Annotated in this window: 14 protein-coding genes and 1 pseudogene; 12 read left to right on the top strand and 3 right to left on the bottom strand. The window is 69.7% G+C overall.

Annotation, left to right across the window (positions count from 1 at the left end):
• Positions 1-628: 628 nt before the first annotated feature.
• The 9 genes from Athai_RS26840 (at position 629) to Athai_RS26800 (ending at position 6,094) form a co-directional block, all read left to right on the top strand.
• Positions 629-1,273, top strand: a complete 645-nt coding sequence (locus Athai_RS26840; protein WP_275422584.1) for a bifunctional DNA primase/polymerase — start codon at positions 629-631, stop codon at positions 1,271-1,273.
• Positions 1,233-1,871, top strand: coding sequence for a nucleotidyl cyclase domain-containing protein (locus Athai_RS26835; protein WP_203964057.1), 639 nt, complete (start codon positions 1,233-1,235; stop codon positions 1,869-1,871). The genes Athai_RS26840 and Athai_RS26835 overlap by 41 nt, the downstream gene beginning before the upstream one ends.
• On the top strand, positions 1,861-2,139 hold the full coding sequence (locus tag Athai_RS26830; protein WP_203964056.1) for a hypothetical protein: 279 nt from the start codon (positions 1,861-1,863) through the stop codon (positions 2,137-2,139). The genes Athai_RS26835 and Athai_RS26830 overlap by 11 nt, the downstream gene beginning before the upstream one ends.
• A gap of 196 nt (positions 2,140-2,335) precedes the next feature.
• Complete coding sequence (locus tag Athai_RS26825; protein WP_239157189.1) at positions 2,336-2,785, top strand: hypothetical protein; 450 nt, start codon at positions 2,336-2,338, stop codon at positions 2,783-2,785.
• Positions 2,786-2,878: 93 nt separating this feature from the next.
• The gene (locus Athai_RS26820) at positions 2,879-3,274 is read left to right on the top strand and encodes a hypothetical protein (RefSeq protein WP_203964055.1); all 396 of its coding nucleotides are present in this window, start codon (positions 2,879-2,881) and stop codon (positions 3,272-3,274) included.
• On the top strand, positions 3,271-3,519 hold the full coding sequence (locus tag Athai_RS26815) for a hypothetical protein (protein WP_203964054.1): 249 nt from the start codon (positions 3,271-3,273) through the stop codon (positions 3,517-3,519). Before Athai_RS26820 ends, Athai_RS26815 begins: the two co-directional genes overlap by 4 nt.
• The gene (locus Athai_RS26810) at positions 3,519-5,117 is read left to right on the top strand and encodes an FtsK/SpoIIIE domain-containing protein (RefSeq protein WP_203964053.1); all 1,599 of its coding nucleotides are present in this window, start codon (positions 3,519-3,521) and stop codon (positions 5,115-5,117) included. The genes Athai_RS26815 and Athai_RS26810 overlap by 1 nt, the downstream gene beginning before the upstream one ends.
• The gene (locus Athai_RS26805; protein WP_239157188.1) at positions 5,114-5,377 is read left to right on the top strand and encodes a hypothetical protein; all 264 of its coding nucleotides are present in this window, start codon (positions 5,114-5,116) and stop codon (positions 5,375-5,377) included. Before Athai_RS26810 ends, Athai_RS26805 begins: the two co-directional genes overlap by 4 nt.
• Positions 5,378-5,404: 27 nt before the next feature.
• Positions 5,405-6,094 (top strand): DUF2637 domain-containing protein, encoded by a 690-nt coding sequence (locus Athai_RS26800; protein ID WP_203964052.1) that lies wholly within the window; start codon positions 5,405-5,407, stop codon positions 6,092-6,094.
• A gap of 35 nt (positions 6,095-6,129) precedes the next feature.
• Here the strand turns inward: Athai_RS26800 and Athai_RS34480 are convergent, their stop codons facing one another.
• Complete coding sequence (locus tag Athai_RS34480; protein ID WP_239157187.1) at positions 6,130-6,444, bottom strand: CPCC family cysteine-rich protein; 315 nt, start codon at positions 6,442-6,444, stop codon at positions 6,130-6,132.
• A 41-nt stretch (positions 6,445-6,485) separates the two neighbouring features.
• Here Athai_RS34480 and Athai_RS26790 point away from each other — a divergent pair.
• The 3 genes and pseudogenes from Athai_RS26790 to Athai_RS26780 all read left to right on the top strand — a co-directional run bounded on the left by Athai_RS26790 (position 6,486) and on the right by Athai_RS26780 (position 9,944).
• Positions 6,486-8,272: pseudogene (locus Athai_RS26790) on the top strand (replication initiator).
• Positions 8,273-8,289: 17 nt separating this feature from the next.
• The gene (locus Athai_RS26785) at positions 8,290-8,478 is read left to right on the top strand and encodes a helix-turn-helix transcriptional regulator (RefSeq protein ID WP_338028161.1); all 189 of its coding nucleotides are present in this window, start codon (positions 8,290-8,292) and stop codon (positions 8,476-8,478) included.
• Entirely contained in the window at positions 8,475-9,944 is a 1,470-nt protein-coding gene (locus tag Athai_RS26780) for a tyrosine-type recombinase/integrase (RefSeq protein ID WP_203964051.1), read from the top strand. The genes Athai_RS26785 and Athai_RS26780 overlap by 4 nt, the downstream gene beginning before the upstream one ends.
• 477 nt (positions 9,945-10,421) lie before the next feature.
• Here Athai_RS26780 and Athai_RS26775 read toward each other — a convergent pair whose 3' ends face one another.
• Both Athai_RS26775 and Athai_RS26770 read right to left on the bottom strand, forming a co-directional pair.
• Complete coding sequence (locus Athai_RS26775) at positions 10,422-11,201, bottom strand: class I SAM-dependent methyltransferase (protein WP_239157184.1); 780 nt, start codon at positions 11,199-11,201, stop codon at positions 10,422-10,424.
• A 215-nt stretch (positions 11,202-11,416) separates the two neighbouring features.
• A complete protein-coding gene (locus Athai_RS26770) occupies positions 11,417-14,068 on the bottom strand; it encodes a CHAP domain-containing protein (protein WP_203964049.1) in 2,652 nt (883 codons plus the stop codon).
• Positions 14,069-14,347 lie beyond the last annotated feature (279 nt).

The raw sequence follows: 14,347 nt of genomic DNA, 5'->3' as shown, positions 1-14,347 counted from the left end.
ATCCTGTGGTGAGGAACCACGACTCGTCTGCTCCGAGAGTTGGAACTTGCTGTGCTATGTGCGCTCCTCAAGAGGAGGCTGCCCGAAGGCACTTCCCGAGGCTCGATCTCGGCATCGGCCGCCTTGACGCGCGCGAGGGATTGGGGGCTCAGCAGTGTTCCGGCTGAAGGGTATAGCCGCGAGCGATATTCATAGGTGCATACACACATAGTCTGCTGGAGGCGGTCGTGGCGTCAGTCTTCGAGACGCTGCGGTCGGTGTGCAGGGGCGGCGACGTTCGGTGCCTTGGCTGGCCGTACCCCAGTCAACTCCCTAGCCTGGGCGTCGCTGCCCCGCCAGACGCGAATGGAGGGGCAGCGTGGTACGACACGGAACCCTGGCGCCGGAGGAGGAACCGCCGGACGGCGCGGATGTACTGCTGTGGCGCAGTGCCCAGCGGATGCTGAGGACCCACCGACCCGATCCGGTGGACTCGACCAGGTGCGGATTTGCGGGCTGTCTTCGGCCGGAGCAGTACCCGTGTCCGGCGCGGCGCATCGCCGAGGCGGCGTTGACGTTGAGCCTGTATGGGCACCGGATCACCACGGCGTGGGGCCGGTGATGGGAACCGGCAGGGGAGGCGGTCGCCGTGGGGTGGCCGAGGCGGATTCTTCGCGAGGCTCTGCGATACGCGGAGATCGGATGGCCGGTGGCTCCCGGTGCACGGGCGCTCGGTCCGGCTCGACGCTGGCAGTGGCTGCTCAACCCGGACGCGCCGGTACCGGCGGTGCGTTGCGAATGCGGGCCGAACTGCGCGACGCCTGCGGCCCATCCGACCGGCCCGGCGGTGACATCGGCCGCCGAGGTGCGGGCGGCATGGGACGTAAACGAGCCACCGAACATCGTGCTCGCCTGCGGGGTCCGCTTCGATGTGATCCGGGTCGGCGGCCAGGTGGCGGCCGAGAGCGAGAAGATCCTTGCCGCCTGGCGGGTGGCGCCGGCAATCGCGCTGACGGCGACCGCGGTCGTGCAACGGCTGTTGTTCGTTGCGCCGGGGGAGCCCGTCGAACTGCCGGCAGGCGCGGACTACCTCGGCCGCGGCGGCTGGGTACCGGCACCTCCCTCGTCCCGCGGCCCCGCCGGCGAGGACCGGTGGTTCTGGTCGTACGAGACGCGGTGGCGGACGCTGCCCAGCGCGGCGGACGTGGCACTCGCCGTGTGGCTGGCGGATCGCGAAGTGCGGAGGTTTCGTGATGGCCTCCTCCCTCGCCGATCGGGTCCGCTACGCGCGTGAGCGCAAGCCGGCGCCGGTCGCCGGCTCGTGGTGCTGGGATGCCCGGGACGAGCCGAACACGGGCCTCGTCTGCTTCCCGGATCTCGACCAGCGGCTACCGGGTCATGTGGCCGCTGCGCTGGCTGCGGGGCACGGCATCGGGGTCGCGATCGGCGACGTCGACGGGCTGACGGAGTACGTCGAGGCGGCCAACCAGGCGGGTAGCTGGGGCCACCTGGCGGGCAACGAGCTGATGCGGCTCGCCGGGCTGATCGCGCGGGAGTGGTTCGCCGCGCGGGTCACCGACGGGTGCCTGTCGACGTTCGGCGGGGACGAGATCGTGTTGGTCGCGGAGTCCGACGACGCGGACCGGTTTCAGGGCCACGTGGACGAGCTGCGCGGGCTGCTGTGTGATCGGCTGGCGTGCACGGTGTCGTTCGCGGTCGGGTACCTCGATCCGGCGTCGTTCGGCCCGTGGTTGTGCGCGACGTTGCTCGGGGGAGTGGACCGGGCGTTGTTCGAGCGGAAGTCCGCTCGTCGGCGCGGCGGCGACGTACCCGCGGGGTTTCTGCTGCGTGCGCCGCTCGCGCTGGTGCCGGGGAGGTCCGGTGGCTGCTGAGGTCATTGCCGGCGCGATCCCGCGGCCGGGACAACTCGTCTACCTCGGGCGGGAGGCGTCGCCGGAGTTCACCGCCAGCCCGTTCCGGCTGCTGCTGACCGCGCCGGTACAGGCGTCCAGCGTGGACCTGGCCGCCGGCCGCTCGGTCGACGATGCCGCCTGGCTCCTGCTGACCGGCTGGGAGCTGGACGAGCGGCAACGGCGCCGGCTCCTCCGTACCGTCTCGGCCCGCCGGATGGGCCTGATCATCGTCGTCGGACCCCGGTAGCCGAAATCTGCCGTACCGCCCGCCCCGTGTCTGACCAGGCACGGGGCGGCTTCGTGTGCCCGTCGGGCGAAAAAGGTGCCTTGCTTGGTTGCCGATCCTCTATGCACATGTGCATACTGGAGCTCGTTATGCAGTAGTGCATAGCGCGGACATGATCGGTGCCGGGCACGTCCCGGCCGAGGCGGAGGTGCACAGAGTGGCTATCCCGATGGGCATCCGGGTGGAGATCCCGTCCGATGCAGCGTTTCCGAACGGCGCGCTGTTCCTCGGCGTGCAGGCGGAGACCGACTTCGACAAGCGCGGCCAGGGCGACGACCAGGCGCGCGACAAGCAGACCGGCCAGCGGGTCTGGGCGGTCACGGTGATGGACCTCGACCCGGAGGCGTCGCGGTTCGGCCGTAACGCGCAGGTCAAGGTCAAGGTGCTGGCCGAGCAGCAGCCGGTGCCGCCGGCCTCCAAGATCCCCGGCTACCCGCCGGTGGTCGCGTTCGAAGGTTTGCAGTTCACGCCGTACGTCGACGACAAGAAGTGCCGCGCGCCTCGCGACGGTGGCGCGCACCGGTGCCGGGCGCAGCAGACGTACTCGTTTCGCGCCACCGGCATCTGCGAGCCGGCGCGCGTCGCGATGCCGGAACAGGTCGCCTGAGTCTTCCCCGATGAGGGGCGCGGGACGGCCCTGCTTGCCGGCTGACCGTCCCGCGCTTCTCCTGACCGCTTCACGTTTCAGGAGGAAACCAGCATGTCACGCCACGATGTGGTGAGTTTGGCCTGCCCTGGGCTGGCCGAGGTGCGAGCCGCGTACTGTTCGTCGGCGTCGGACGCCGATCGGGTGGCCGCGCTCGTCGAGATCGCCGGTGCCGCTGCGGCGCTGGCCCGAACGATCTGCCGGTACCGGCACCTGGACCCCGTCCAGCTGGCGGAGCTGGTGTCGCGTCCGATCGACGTGCCTGCCGCGCTGGGCCGCGGAACGTGGTTGCCCACGATGGTCTTCAGCATCCCAACGAAGCCGGAACGAAACCCGTTGCGGCGCAAGACATCGAACAACACGCCGAGCGGCCGTGGTTCTACTTGTGCGGTTCAGTCGACGTTGTTCCCGGTCGTGCCGGCGTTCGCGAGCGCTGGGGGTGCCCGATGAACGGCCCCACGGACGACGGCTCTCGCGATGCGCTGCCCGGTGAGCTGTGCACGTGTGGTCGTCAGGCGATCGCGGTGTTCTCGACCAGGTTCGGCCTCGTTGGTTCGTGCGGCATCGCGGACGGCGGCAGCGACGTTGGCCCGTGCCCGTTCTGCTCGTCGCCCCGTAAGCACTTCGACGAGCTGGGATACCCCGAACGTTGCCCGGACTACCGGCTGCGTCCGGTGATGGGTGGTGGTCGGTGATGGCGGGGCGTCGTGAGCCGCAGTTGGTGCGGCTGCAGTCGTCGGTGTTCGCGCTGCCTCGGTGGGCGCTGCTGATCGGTCTCATCATCCGGTGCGTGTTCCGCGCTGTGCGGTTCGTGTTCCGGTACTGGCGGGTGACCGGACCGGCGTTCCTGCTCGCCTGGTTGGGCTTCAACGCCGGGTGGAAGACCGTGCCGATCCTGCTCGTCCTGGTGGCCGCCGCACTGTCTGGCTGGCGGGTCGGGCATCGCGAGTCGTTCGACCGCTGGGTCCGCTGGCCGTTCGCGTCGCGGTGGCGCCGGTGGTGGCTGTACCGGCGCGGTTGGGAACCGACGATGCGCGCGTGCGGGCTGTCGTTCGCACACGGGTCGGAGCAGTACTGGCCGCGCGTCCTCTCGGTCGCCTCGTCCGTCGCCGGTGATGTGGTGCGGCTGCGGATGCTGCGTGGGCAGACGCCGGAGCACTACACCGGCAAGTCGGCCGAGCTGGCGTACTCGTTCGGTACGCGGCTGTGCCGGGTGTTCTCCGGCCGGGTCAACGTCTCGCCGCGCGTGCACTCCGGGCGGCTCGGCGCCGTCGTGGCGTGGTGGGAGCGCCGCAAGTACGGCCGCGATCGTCCGACCGAGATGACGCTGGTGTTCGTCCGCGGTGACCTGCTCGCGTACGTCGTGCCTGCGATCGCGTCGGACCGGATCGCCAGCGCGCCGGACCTGGCGCGGCTGCCCGTCGGGCTCCGAGAGGACAACGCGCCGCTGCACCTGGTACTGGCGCAGACGCACGTCCTGATCGCGGGCGCCACCGGTGCCGGGAAGGGCTCGGTGATCTGGTCGATCATGCGGGCGTTGGCCGGCGGGATCCGCAGTGGCCTCGTGCAGGTGTGGGCCATCGACCCGAAGGGTGGGATGGAGCTGGCGATGGGGCAGCGGATGTTCGCCCGTTTTGCGTACTCGTCGCTGACCGAGATGGCCGGCGTCCTGGACCAGGCCGTCGACGTCATGCGCGAGCGGCAGAACCGGTTGGCCGGCGCCGTTCGCCAGCACACCCCGACTCCGCAGGACCCGACGATCGTCGTGCTCGTTGACGAGCTGGCCGCGCTGACGGCGTACCTGACGGACAAGGATCTCCGGGCGCGAATCGAGTCGGCGTTGGCAATGCTCCTGTCGCAGGGCCGGGCGCTGGGCGTGCACGTGATCGCTGCGGTGCAGGACCCGCGCAAGGAGGTCGTCAAGTTCCGCGACCTGTTCCCCACCCGCATCGGGCTGCGGATGACCGAAGACCAGCAGGTCGACATGGTGCTCGGTGCCGGCGCACGCAAGCGGGGTGCGCTGGCGGACCAGATCCCGGCCAGCCTGCCCGGCGTCGGCTACATGGTGCTCGACCAGCGGCCCGAACCGGTGCGGGTGCGGTTCACCCACGTCACCGACGAGCACATCCGGGACATGAACGCGCGGTTCGCCTGCCCGAACGCGTACCGCTCGGGTTCCGTCGACCAGGAAGCGTCGACGAGCCGGCCAACGGTACCGGCGCAGACCTCGGCCGGTCGACGCACCACCGTCATGCCGGCGGGGCTGCTGGACAAGCTGAGGGCCGAGCAGTGACCGCCGCCGACATGTGGGCCGCCCGGCTGTGGCGGCTGCGCGTTCCGGATGTACGGACGAAGGGCACGGCGGTGACCGTTCGCCTCGACGCGAACGAGACCGATGCCCGGATCTGGCTCGCGGTGGGGTCCGGGCATCGGCGGATGCCGCTGACGCTCCCGGAGGCGTGGGCGGTCCTGAAGCTCCTCGCCGAGGCCGTCGACTTCACCGGTGATCCGCCGCCGTTCGTCGCTCGCACCGTCACCCCGACAACCAAGTAAGGGACGCACATGCCTACGGGAGAGCAGGTGGAGAGCGTCGCGCGCGTCGGCATCCTGGCCGGTATCGGGGTGATGGCGGGCGCCGCGAGCTTCACCCACATGCACGACTGGACGATGCAGGCGCTCCCGCACGGGACGGCCGACTGGTTCGGCTGGGCGAATGCCGTCGCTTCCGAGCTGATGCCGACCTGTGCGCTGTTGGAGATTCGCCGCAAGCGCCGGGCGGGTGGTTCGATCACCTACCCGGTGACGCTGCTCGTCGCGTCCGGGCTGCTCTCGCTGGGTGCGCAGGTCTCCCAGGCCGGTGACTCACTCACGTCGAAGGGGCTGGCCGCGCTACCAGCGGTAGCGTTCATGCTGCTCGTCAAGCTGGTGTTCTCCGGGCTGCCGCACGGCACGCCGGCGACAGAACCGGCGTCCCGCCATGATGCACCCGGCCGTCCAGATCACGCCGACGCCGGCGACCACCGCGGGGACCGCCACAGCCTGGTGGAAGACGGCGCGCGCGATCGTGAAGAACACACCGACCCACGCCAGGGAGATGCCGACCTGGCACAGCCGGTCCCAACGGTCCCGACGACGAGTGAACCACCGCATCAACCACAACACGGCCAGGCGCTATCGGCGCCAGCGCCGGTAGCGCCTCGTCCGATCGTCCCGTCCGCGCCGGTCGTGGCGGGTCGGGTCAACGGTCGCCCGGTGGTGATCCGCCGATGAGTACCAGTGTTCGACGGGCTGCCGTGGCTGCTGGGCTAGGCGGGCCGCTCGGAAGGCAGCGGATCGCGCACGAACTTGCGGCATCGCTGGTCGCATGCGCCGAAGGCGGCGAAGTTACGGCGCGCATCGGTCAGACTCAGCCGTTTGTTCGGTCCACCGCGTACCAGATCGGCGTCATGGTCGTCCTGCCCGTCGTCCTCCCAGAAGCAGACCGAGCAGATCTCAAACATTCCGCGCTCAGTCAACGTGACGTATCCGCAGCACGGGCATCGATGCGGCCCGTCGGCTTCACCGCGGACGACGTTCGTGAACGGCTCGATATGCGGCTCTGGATGCTCCGGCGTCTCCACGCCCGTGATCGTGTCACCCGCTCGGCGAACAGGACAACGGCATGACCGAAACGACAGCGCTTAAGTTGCCTGGACTCGGCCAGGACTACCAACCACGTCCGGGCTCACGGGCGGCTCGGTTGTTGCAGCCGATCGCGAAGGACGTTGCCGCGGAGCTGGCGAAGCAGTTCGGGGTGTGCGTCAAGCCGGTATGGCTGCGTCGCACCAACACCGCCACCGGCGAGACGGAGCTGATCTCCGTGCCGTGCGGCGCCACGTCGGCGGCGAAGTGTGAACCGTGCGCGGAGGCCAACCGGCGGCTGCGGATGCAGCAGATCCGCGAGGGCTGGCACCTGACCGAGGAACCGGTCACCACCCCGGACGCTCCGACCGACGAGCAACGGGAGTTGGTGGAGTACCGGGCCGTCCTGGAGTTCGCCCGGACCTCGGTCGTCATGGCGGCCGAATGGGAGCAGGTCGCCGAGCTGGACGCCGAGATCGACCAGGTGGACGAGCAGATCACCGCGGCCGGTATCCGCGGCTCGGTGCTGCCGGGCGGCAGGAAGGACGGCACCGACGGGCAGGAGTCGGCTCCGGCGCGGAAGCGGTCGACCAAACGGCGGCAGGACGCACCCGACCTGCCCCGGCTGCCCGTCGCGAACCGCACGATCCCGCATCCGCACATCGGGTCGGACGGGCGGGAGCACCGGGACTCGATGTTCCTGACGCTCACCCTCGGCTCCTACGGTCCGATCCACTCGGCCTACCACCGGCGCGGCCGGGTGCAGACCTGCGAGTGCGGGGAGCTGCACGGCCAGCATGACCCGCGCCTCGGTACCCCCGTCGACCCCGACTCGTACGACTACCGGGCCGCGGCGCTGGACTGCATCCATTTCGCCAAGGTGCTCGACCGCTTCTGGCAGAACCTGCGCCGCGCGGTCGGCTGGAACGTGCAGTACGCCGGATCGACCGAAATGCAGAAGAGGCTGGCTCCGCACGGGCACTTCGCGATCCGGGGCGCGCTACCACGCAAGCTGGTCCGGCAGGTGGCGGCGGCTACCTATCACCAGGTGTGGTGGCCGGCGCATGACCGGCTCGTGTACGACCCGGACGGCCCTCTGCCGACCTGGGACGCGACCGAGAAGACGTACCGCGACCCGGACACCGGGGCAGCACTGCCGACCTGGGATGAGGCGCTGGACGCGATCGACGACGACCCCGACGCTGAGCCTGTCCACGTGGCCCGGCTCGGCACCGTCAACGTCAAGGGCGTCCGCGGCGGCTCCGAGAGCGCCGAGAAGACCATCCGCTACATCACCAAGTACATCGCCAAAGACATCACCGACGCCGTCTCGCCGGACTCGCGGGCGCAGGAAGAGCACATGGCACGGCTTGCGGTCGAGCTGCAGGTGTTGCCGTGCTCGCCGACCTGCCCGAACTGGCTGCTCTACGGCATCCAGCCGAAGAACGCAAAAGCGACCGCGCGGCCGGGCGGTGCAAGGGCAAGGTGCATCAGCGGCGCACGCTCGGCTTCACCGGTCGGCGCGTCCTGGTCTCTCGGCAGTGGTCGAACAAGACCCTCGCTGACCACCGCGCCGACAGGAAGGCGTGGGTGAAGGCGCTCCTCGCCCTTTCGGCAACCGACGAGCAGGGCCAGGCGGACGACACCGACGGGCCGGCACTCGACCGGTACGAGTACGCGTTGGCGTCCCGGGACGACCCCGACGTGCCGCCGGCGCACGTTCATTTCCTGCGCAAGATCGCCGAACGGCAGCAGTGGAAGGCGCAGCGCGACGCGGCCATGGAACGGCTGCGCCTTCTTTCGGCAACTCCGAACCAAGCGGCATGAGACCTGGGGGAAACAGCGTGTTGATCAAGGATGAGTGGTTGAGCATCGGCCAGATCGCGGCGGAGCTGCGGGTCTCGCGGTCGACGGTCTACTACTGGCGCCAGACCGGTACGGGTCCTCGCGCGACCCGGCTCCCGAACGGCGAACTCCGCATTCGTCGCAGCGTGCTCGACGCCTGGCTCGCGGACCGGGAGGAGGCCGCGTGAACAGCTATGACGTCCAGATCTCCGACGTCTGGAAGCGCAAGGACTCCGGCGGCGTCCGGCGGTCGAAGCCGTACCGGCTGCGGTGGAAGGTCGGCGGCCAACCGTTCGAGCTGTACTACCGGACGAAGGCGCTCGCGAACTCCGACCGCGCCCGCCTGGTGCACGCGGCCAACGCCGGCGAGCCGTTCGACACGGAGACCGGCCGGCCGGTGACCGAGGCGCGCACCCTGAACATGGCGACCTGGTACGAGCACGCCCGCGACTACGTGTCGATGAAGTGGCCGCGCGCGGCTGCGAAGACCCGGCGCTCGATGGTGGAAGCGCTGGTGGTGATCACGCCGGTACTGACGAAGCAGGTGAAGGGCCGCCCCTCGGCCGCGGTGCTCCGTCGCGCGCTCTACCTCTACGGGCTCAACCCGCGACGGTGGGACGAAGAGGTACCGGCGCCGGAGGCGAAGGCGCTCGACTGGCTGGTGCGGGCTTCCCTGCCGCTCGACGCGCTGGCCAACGCAGCGACGGTACGGCGGGCTCTCGACGCGTGCGCGGTACGGCTCGACGGGAAGGCCGCAGCCGCAACGACGGTCGCCCGGAAACGCGCCGTCTTCTACAACGCGCTCGGGTACGCGGTCGAGCGGGAACAGCTTTCGGCAAACCCGATCGACAAGATCGACTGGAAGGCGCCGCAGGTCGCCTCGGCCGTCGACCGGCGCACCGTGGCCAACCCGGACCAGGTGGCGAAGATCCTCGACGGCGTGCGCTCGCTCGGCAAGCCGGGCCTGCGGCTGCTCGCGTTCTACGCCTGCATCTACTACACCGGCGCGCGTCCGTCCGAGGTCGCGTACCTGAAGCGGTCCGACTGCCGGCTTCCGGCAACCGGCTGGGGGAGGGTCACCTACGTCGAGACGCAACCGCGGGCCGGCGGCCACTGGACCGACGACGGCAGTCCGCGCGAGGTACGGGGGCTCAAACACCGACCCCGGAAGGAAACCCGCGAGGTACCGGCCCCGCCGGAGCTGGTCGCGCTGCTCCGCGAGCACATCGACCGCGAAGGCGTCGCTGCCGACGGGCGGCTGTTCCGCAGCGCGCGGGGCAACCCGGTCTCGGACAGCGTGTACGACCGGCTGTGGAAGAAGGCCAGGAAGCAAGCGTTTACCGCGGAGCAGGTGGCCTCTCCGCTGGCCCGCCGTCCGTACGACCTGCGGCACGCCGCAGCGTCGCTCTGGCTCAACGCCGGAGTCTCGCCGACCCGCGTCGCCCGCCGGCTCGGGCATAGCGTCGAGGTGCTGCTCCGGGTGTACGCGAACTGCGTCGACGGTGACGAAGAGTTGATGAACCAGCGGATCGGCCAGGCGCTCTCCGGCCAGGGCGTCACCGCGGCGCTCGAACAGGCGGCCGAGGGCACCGCGGAGGGCAGGCGCCCGGCCGGGGGCACGGCAGGGGCAGACGACCTCGCCGAGGGTGCCTGACGATGCCGTTGATGCAGGTAGACGCCGGTTTGCCGGCCAAGATCACGCGTTGTCTGTAAAACCGTCGGCTACGCCTACACTGGTTCGAATCCAGTACCCGCCACACCAGGGCTTCCAGGCCCCTGACCAGCAGCAATGCCGGTCAGGGGTCTTTCTCGTGTGTCCGGCCGTGTCCGGCGTTGACCGGCGGTCTACGGCTGGGCGCGGGGAATACGCGGGGCGTTTTGGGAGCCGGCCGCTTTGGCACGGACACAGAAAGACGCCCCCGACCCTCGCCACGCGCGAGGGTCGGGGGCGCCATGGTCAGCCTTGCTCGTCCTGATCCGTGTCCTCTTGTCGTAGTCCTTCGGCAATGCGACGCCGGGCGATGCCCTCCTGGCCATGGATGCACTTGGCGTACGTGCGGAGCCAGCACGGCGACGCTGTGCCCCGCCCACTCCGCCACCTGCGTGGCCGGTGCCCCAGCGCTATGTGCGGTTATGGCTTGGTGGCGCGGGTGGCGAAGTAGCCGGGCAGGTAGCGGGCGGTGGCGTCCGCGTGGTGTGGAGCTTCCTCGAAGTGGGTCAGGGAGAAGCCGGCCGCGAGCTGGCCGCCGATCTGCGCGGTCAGTGTGTGGCTGTACTCGATCGGCCCGGTGCCGTACGAGCGCTCCCGCTCGGCGTCGGGGAGGTCGAGGCTGCTGAACGGGAGCGGGTGGCGCACGACGAGCTCGTCCCGCTCCTCCAGCGCCGTGACGTCGAAGATGAAGACGTCGGGGTTCATGAACCCGGCCATCAGGACCCCACCCGGTCGCAGCACGCGGTACGACTCGCGCCAGACCGGTGCAAGATCGGGGCAGAACACGTTGGACACCGGGTTGAAGACGACATCGAAGCTGGCATCGGGGAACACGCTCAGGTCGCGCATGTCGCCGAGCACGGTGCGGACGTCCAGTCCCTCGCGGGCGGCGACTTCCCGGTCGCGGTCGAGTTGCCGCTGCGAGTTGTCCAGTACCGTCACGGTCGCGCCCGCCGCGGAGAGTACCGGCCCCTGCTGGCCGCCGCCGGACGCCAGGCACAGCACGTCGACGCCGGCCAGTTCGGCCGGAAACCAGTCGCGCGGCACCGCCTGGTAGCCGATCAGCACGATGGACCAGTCGCCGGCCCGGGCCCGGGCGATGGCCTCCGGCCCGACCGGCCGGGTCCACTCGTTGCTGTTCTCCACCTCGCGGTCCCAGGCGGCACGGTTGTACGCCACGGCGTCAAAGCTGTCGGTCACAGCATCAGAGCTTAGGAAGCCAGCACCGGGGCGCCTGACGCGGGCCGGGAGGTACCGCCGGCCGCGGGCAGTGCGGATGATCTGGTCGCGCAGTCCCGGGCCGGGTCCGGGTACCGGTTCGGGGTGTGCTCGTGCCGAGAGCGTGATTCCGTCGGGGTCGGGCCGAGTGACCGGTACGGGGTGGGGTGGCATCCGTCGCCACCCCACCCGGCGGATCAGGTGGTGTTCGCGATGATCGCGAACGTGCCGGGGTCGAGGCTCACGTCGAAGTCGGCACCGGTGGTGTAGTCGGCCAGCTGCTGCAGCGTGATGTTGTGCACCACGTCGTTGGCCGGGTCCCAGACCGCGAGGGTCTGGATGTCGTACGGGACGCCGCTGATCACCGTGCGCTTCGGCGCGCCGTAGCCGATCACGGTGATGTAGTGCCGGACGAACGTGCCGGTCTCGATGTCCCAACTCGACGGCAGGTTGTTCGGGTTGATCAGCAGGATCGCCGCCCGGCCCTTGTTCAGCTGCTGGCGCAGCGCCTCCAGGTCGTACAGCTCGCCTTCACCGTAGTTGTCCCAGAACAGCACCTTGTAGTCGGCGTTGCTCACCCGCGAGTCCAGCGAGTTCGGGATGTTGAACGGCGAGGTGAAGTGGATCGAGTCGGTGCCCTCCTCGGAGGCCAGCGTGGACTGCGACGGCATCGGGTAGCCCATCGTGCCGAGCGCCGCCTGGGTGCTGGCCGGCCCGCAGTAGTCACCCTTGGTCTGCTGGTCGCCGTACAGGTTCATGGTGAAGGCTCGCTGCGACTCCTGCGTCGAGCCGTTCACCGTGAACGTGGCATCGGCGTGCAGTGTGGGTGAGCCGATGGCGACCCAGGAGGTCGCGCACGTTCGGTACCCGGAGTAGTCGATGGTCAGACATCGGGCCGTGCGTACGGTGCCGCCGACGGTGAGGGTGACCGTGGCCCCGAACGCCTTCATGCTGCTCGGGTCGGCGATCGCGATCCCGCGGGCCTGCCGGCCGACCATCTGCACGCAGCTGTAGAACGCGGTGTGGTCCGGGCTGGTCAGGTCCTGCGAGCACACCGGGTCGGCGTAGTTGGTGCCGGTGGTGCCGTCGGAGAACTTCTGCGCGTACTGCGAGTTGGTGTCGTAGTCCGAACCCCACCTGGTGTCGCCGGAGTCGTTGACCGGTGCGACGACCGCGAAGATGCCGCCGTCGTGCGGGTGGTAGCTGGCCGCCTGGCTGGGCAGGTAGGGGCCGATCCTGCGGACCGCGTTGCTCATGTTGCCCTCGATGGTGGTGATCTCGCCGTCCGACTGGACGTCCACGACCACCCCCACGTGGTTGCTGTCCGGCCACTGTGGACCGCTGCCGAACAGCACCAGGTCGCCGGGCCGGATGTTGCTGGTGCTGCGCAGGGTTCCGTGCCGCTGCGCCCAGTAGTAGAAGTCGCCCGAGTAGGGCAGGGAGACGTCGATGCCGGCCTGCCGGAACGCCCAGCTGGCGAAGATCGAGCACCACGGTTCGCCGCAGACCGTGCCGCTGGTCCCGTACGGGTTGCAGTTGTCGCCCCACTCGTGCACACCCACCTGGGTGCGTACCGCGTTCACGATGTGGTCGCGCATCTGCGAGGACGCCACGCTGCCGGCCGGCGGCGTGCCCGGCACGCTCGGGTTGCCGGGGCCGCCGGTGGGTTTGGGATCGTTGTCGCAGCGCGACAGCACGATGTCGTAGCTGCCGGTCTTGACGTAGTAGTCGGCGACCCAGACGCCGTCGGTGGTCTTGTCCCACACCGCCGAGCTGCCGTAGTTGTACTCGCCGTACGCCTGGCAGACCACGGTGAGGTAGCTGCCGCCCAGGTACTTGTTGTTGACGTAGCTGGAGTTCAGGCTCTTGGACGAGTACCCGTTGAGGTCGGTCTCGGCGAGGAACCGGGTGCCGGAGCCGCCGGACGGGCCGTCGCTGTCGCAGCGCGACATCACGAAGCCGGTGGAGCCGGTGTGCACGTAGTAGTCGGCCACCCAGTAGCCCTCGGCGGTGCGGTCCCAGATCGCCGACCCGCCGTAGTTGTACGCACCGTAGGCCTGGCACATCACCGTCAGGTACTGGCCGTCCAGGTAGGCGTTGTCGACGTAGCTGGAGCTCAGGCTCTTCGACGAGTAGCCGTTGAGGTCGGTGGCGGCCACGAACCGCTGACCGCCGTTGGTGTTGGTGCTCGCGCCGCCGTCGATGCCGAGGTCGCTGCAGCGCGGCATGCCGGGCAGCATCGCGTTGGTGCCGGTCTTCACGTACGTGTCGGGGATCCAGTAGCCGTCCGCGGTGTAGTCCCACACCGTGTCCGAGTTGACCGACGGCCCGTAGTCCTGGCACTTGATGAACACGTCGCTGCCGGCCAGGTAGGCGTTGTACTTGATCCGGTCGGCGGTGTTCATGCTGCCGCGGCCGTCGATGTCGACCTCGGCCTTGTAGTCGCCCTGCACCGACCCGACGCCGGAACGGCCGTCCAGGCCGATCGACAGGCAGCGTGGCGCGCCGCTGACGAAGCCGCTGGTGCCGGTCTTGATGTAGGCGTCGGGTTCCCAGTAGCCGTCGGTGGTGTAGTCCCAGATGGTGCTGCCACCGTAGGAGGGGCCGGTGTCCTGGCAGATCAGGTAGAGCGTGTCGCCGGTGAGGTAGGCGTTGGTCTTGGTCCGGTCGTCGATGCTCATGCTGCCGCGAGCATCCAGGTCGACCTTGGCCGTGTACGGTCCGAAGTGGACGTACGGATCGGGATCGGGCACCATCGCGTGGGCTGGTGCGGTGGCTGCCAGCACGCCGACCGTCGGCACGACGATCAGGGACAGGGCAGCCGTCAGCAGACGTCGTAACCGACGCACCGAGGCTCCATTCGGGGGTAGGAAGCGGCCCCGCACCGCACCGACCATTCGGCACATTGTCTTAGGAACCGCTTAAGATCGCTGGGGCGAGGCGAACCTAGCACCAAAACCCCCGCTGGTACCCCGGGAAATCCATCGGTGCCGATAAATGCCGAATGTCCCCCGGAGGTCTCGCCGCAGCTCCGACGGCCCCAGTGGCCCAGCGCCCCGGCGGCCCCGGCGGCCCCGGCGGCTCGGCCGCCCCGGGCCTGGCCCTGGCGGCTCGGCCGAGCTGCTGCC

It is taken from the genome of Actinocatenispora thailandica (genome assembly GCF_016865425.1).
GTDB classification, from domain to species: domain Bacteria; phylum Actinomycetota; class Actinomycetes; order Mycobacteriales; family Micromonosporaceae; genus Actinocatenispora; species Actinocatenispora thailandica.
Note: the sequence above shows the minus strand (reverse complement) of the source record. Positions and strands in the feature narration are given on the sequence as shown.

Coding starts and splice junctions, on each gene's coding strand:
- Athai_RS26835 (WP_203964057.1), top strand. CDS start 1,233: ATGGCCTCCTCCCTCGCCGATCGGGTCCGCTACGCGCGTGAGCGCAAG.
- Athai_RS26820 (WP_203964055.1), top strand. CDS start 2,879: ATGTCACGCCACGATGTGGTGAGTTTGGCCTGCCCTGGGCTGGCCGAG.
- Athai_RS26815 (WP_203964054.1), top strand. CDS start 3,271: ATGAACGGCCCCACGGACGACGGCTCTCGCGATGCGCTGCCCGGTGAG.
- Athai_RS26810 (WP_203964053.1), top strand. CDS start 3,519: ATGGCGGGGCGTCGTGAGCCGCAGTTGGTGCGGCTGCAGTCGTCGGTG.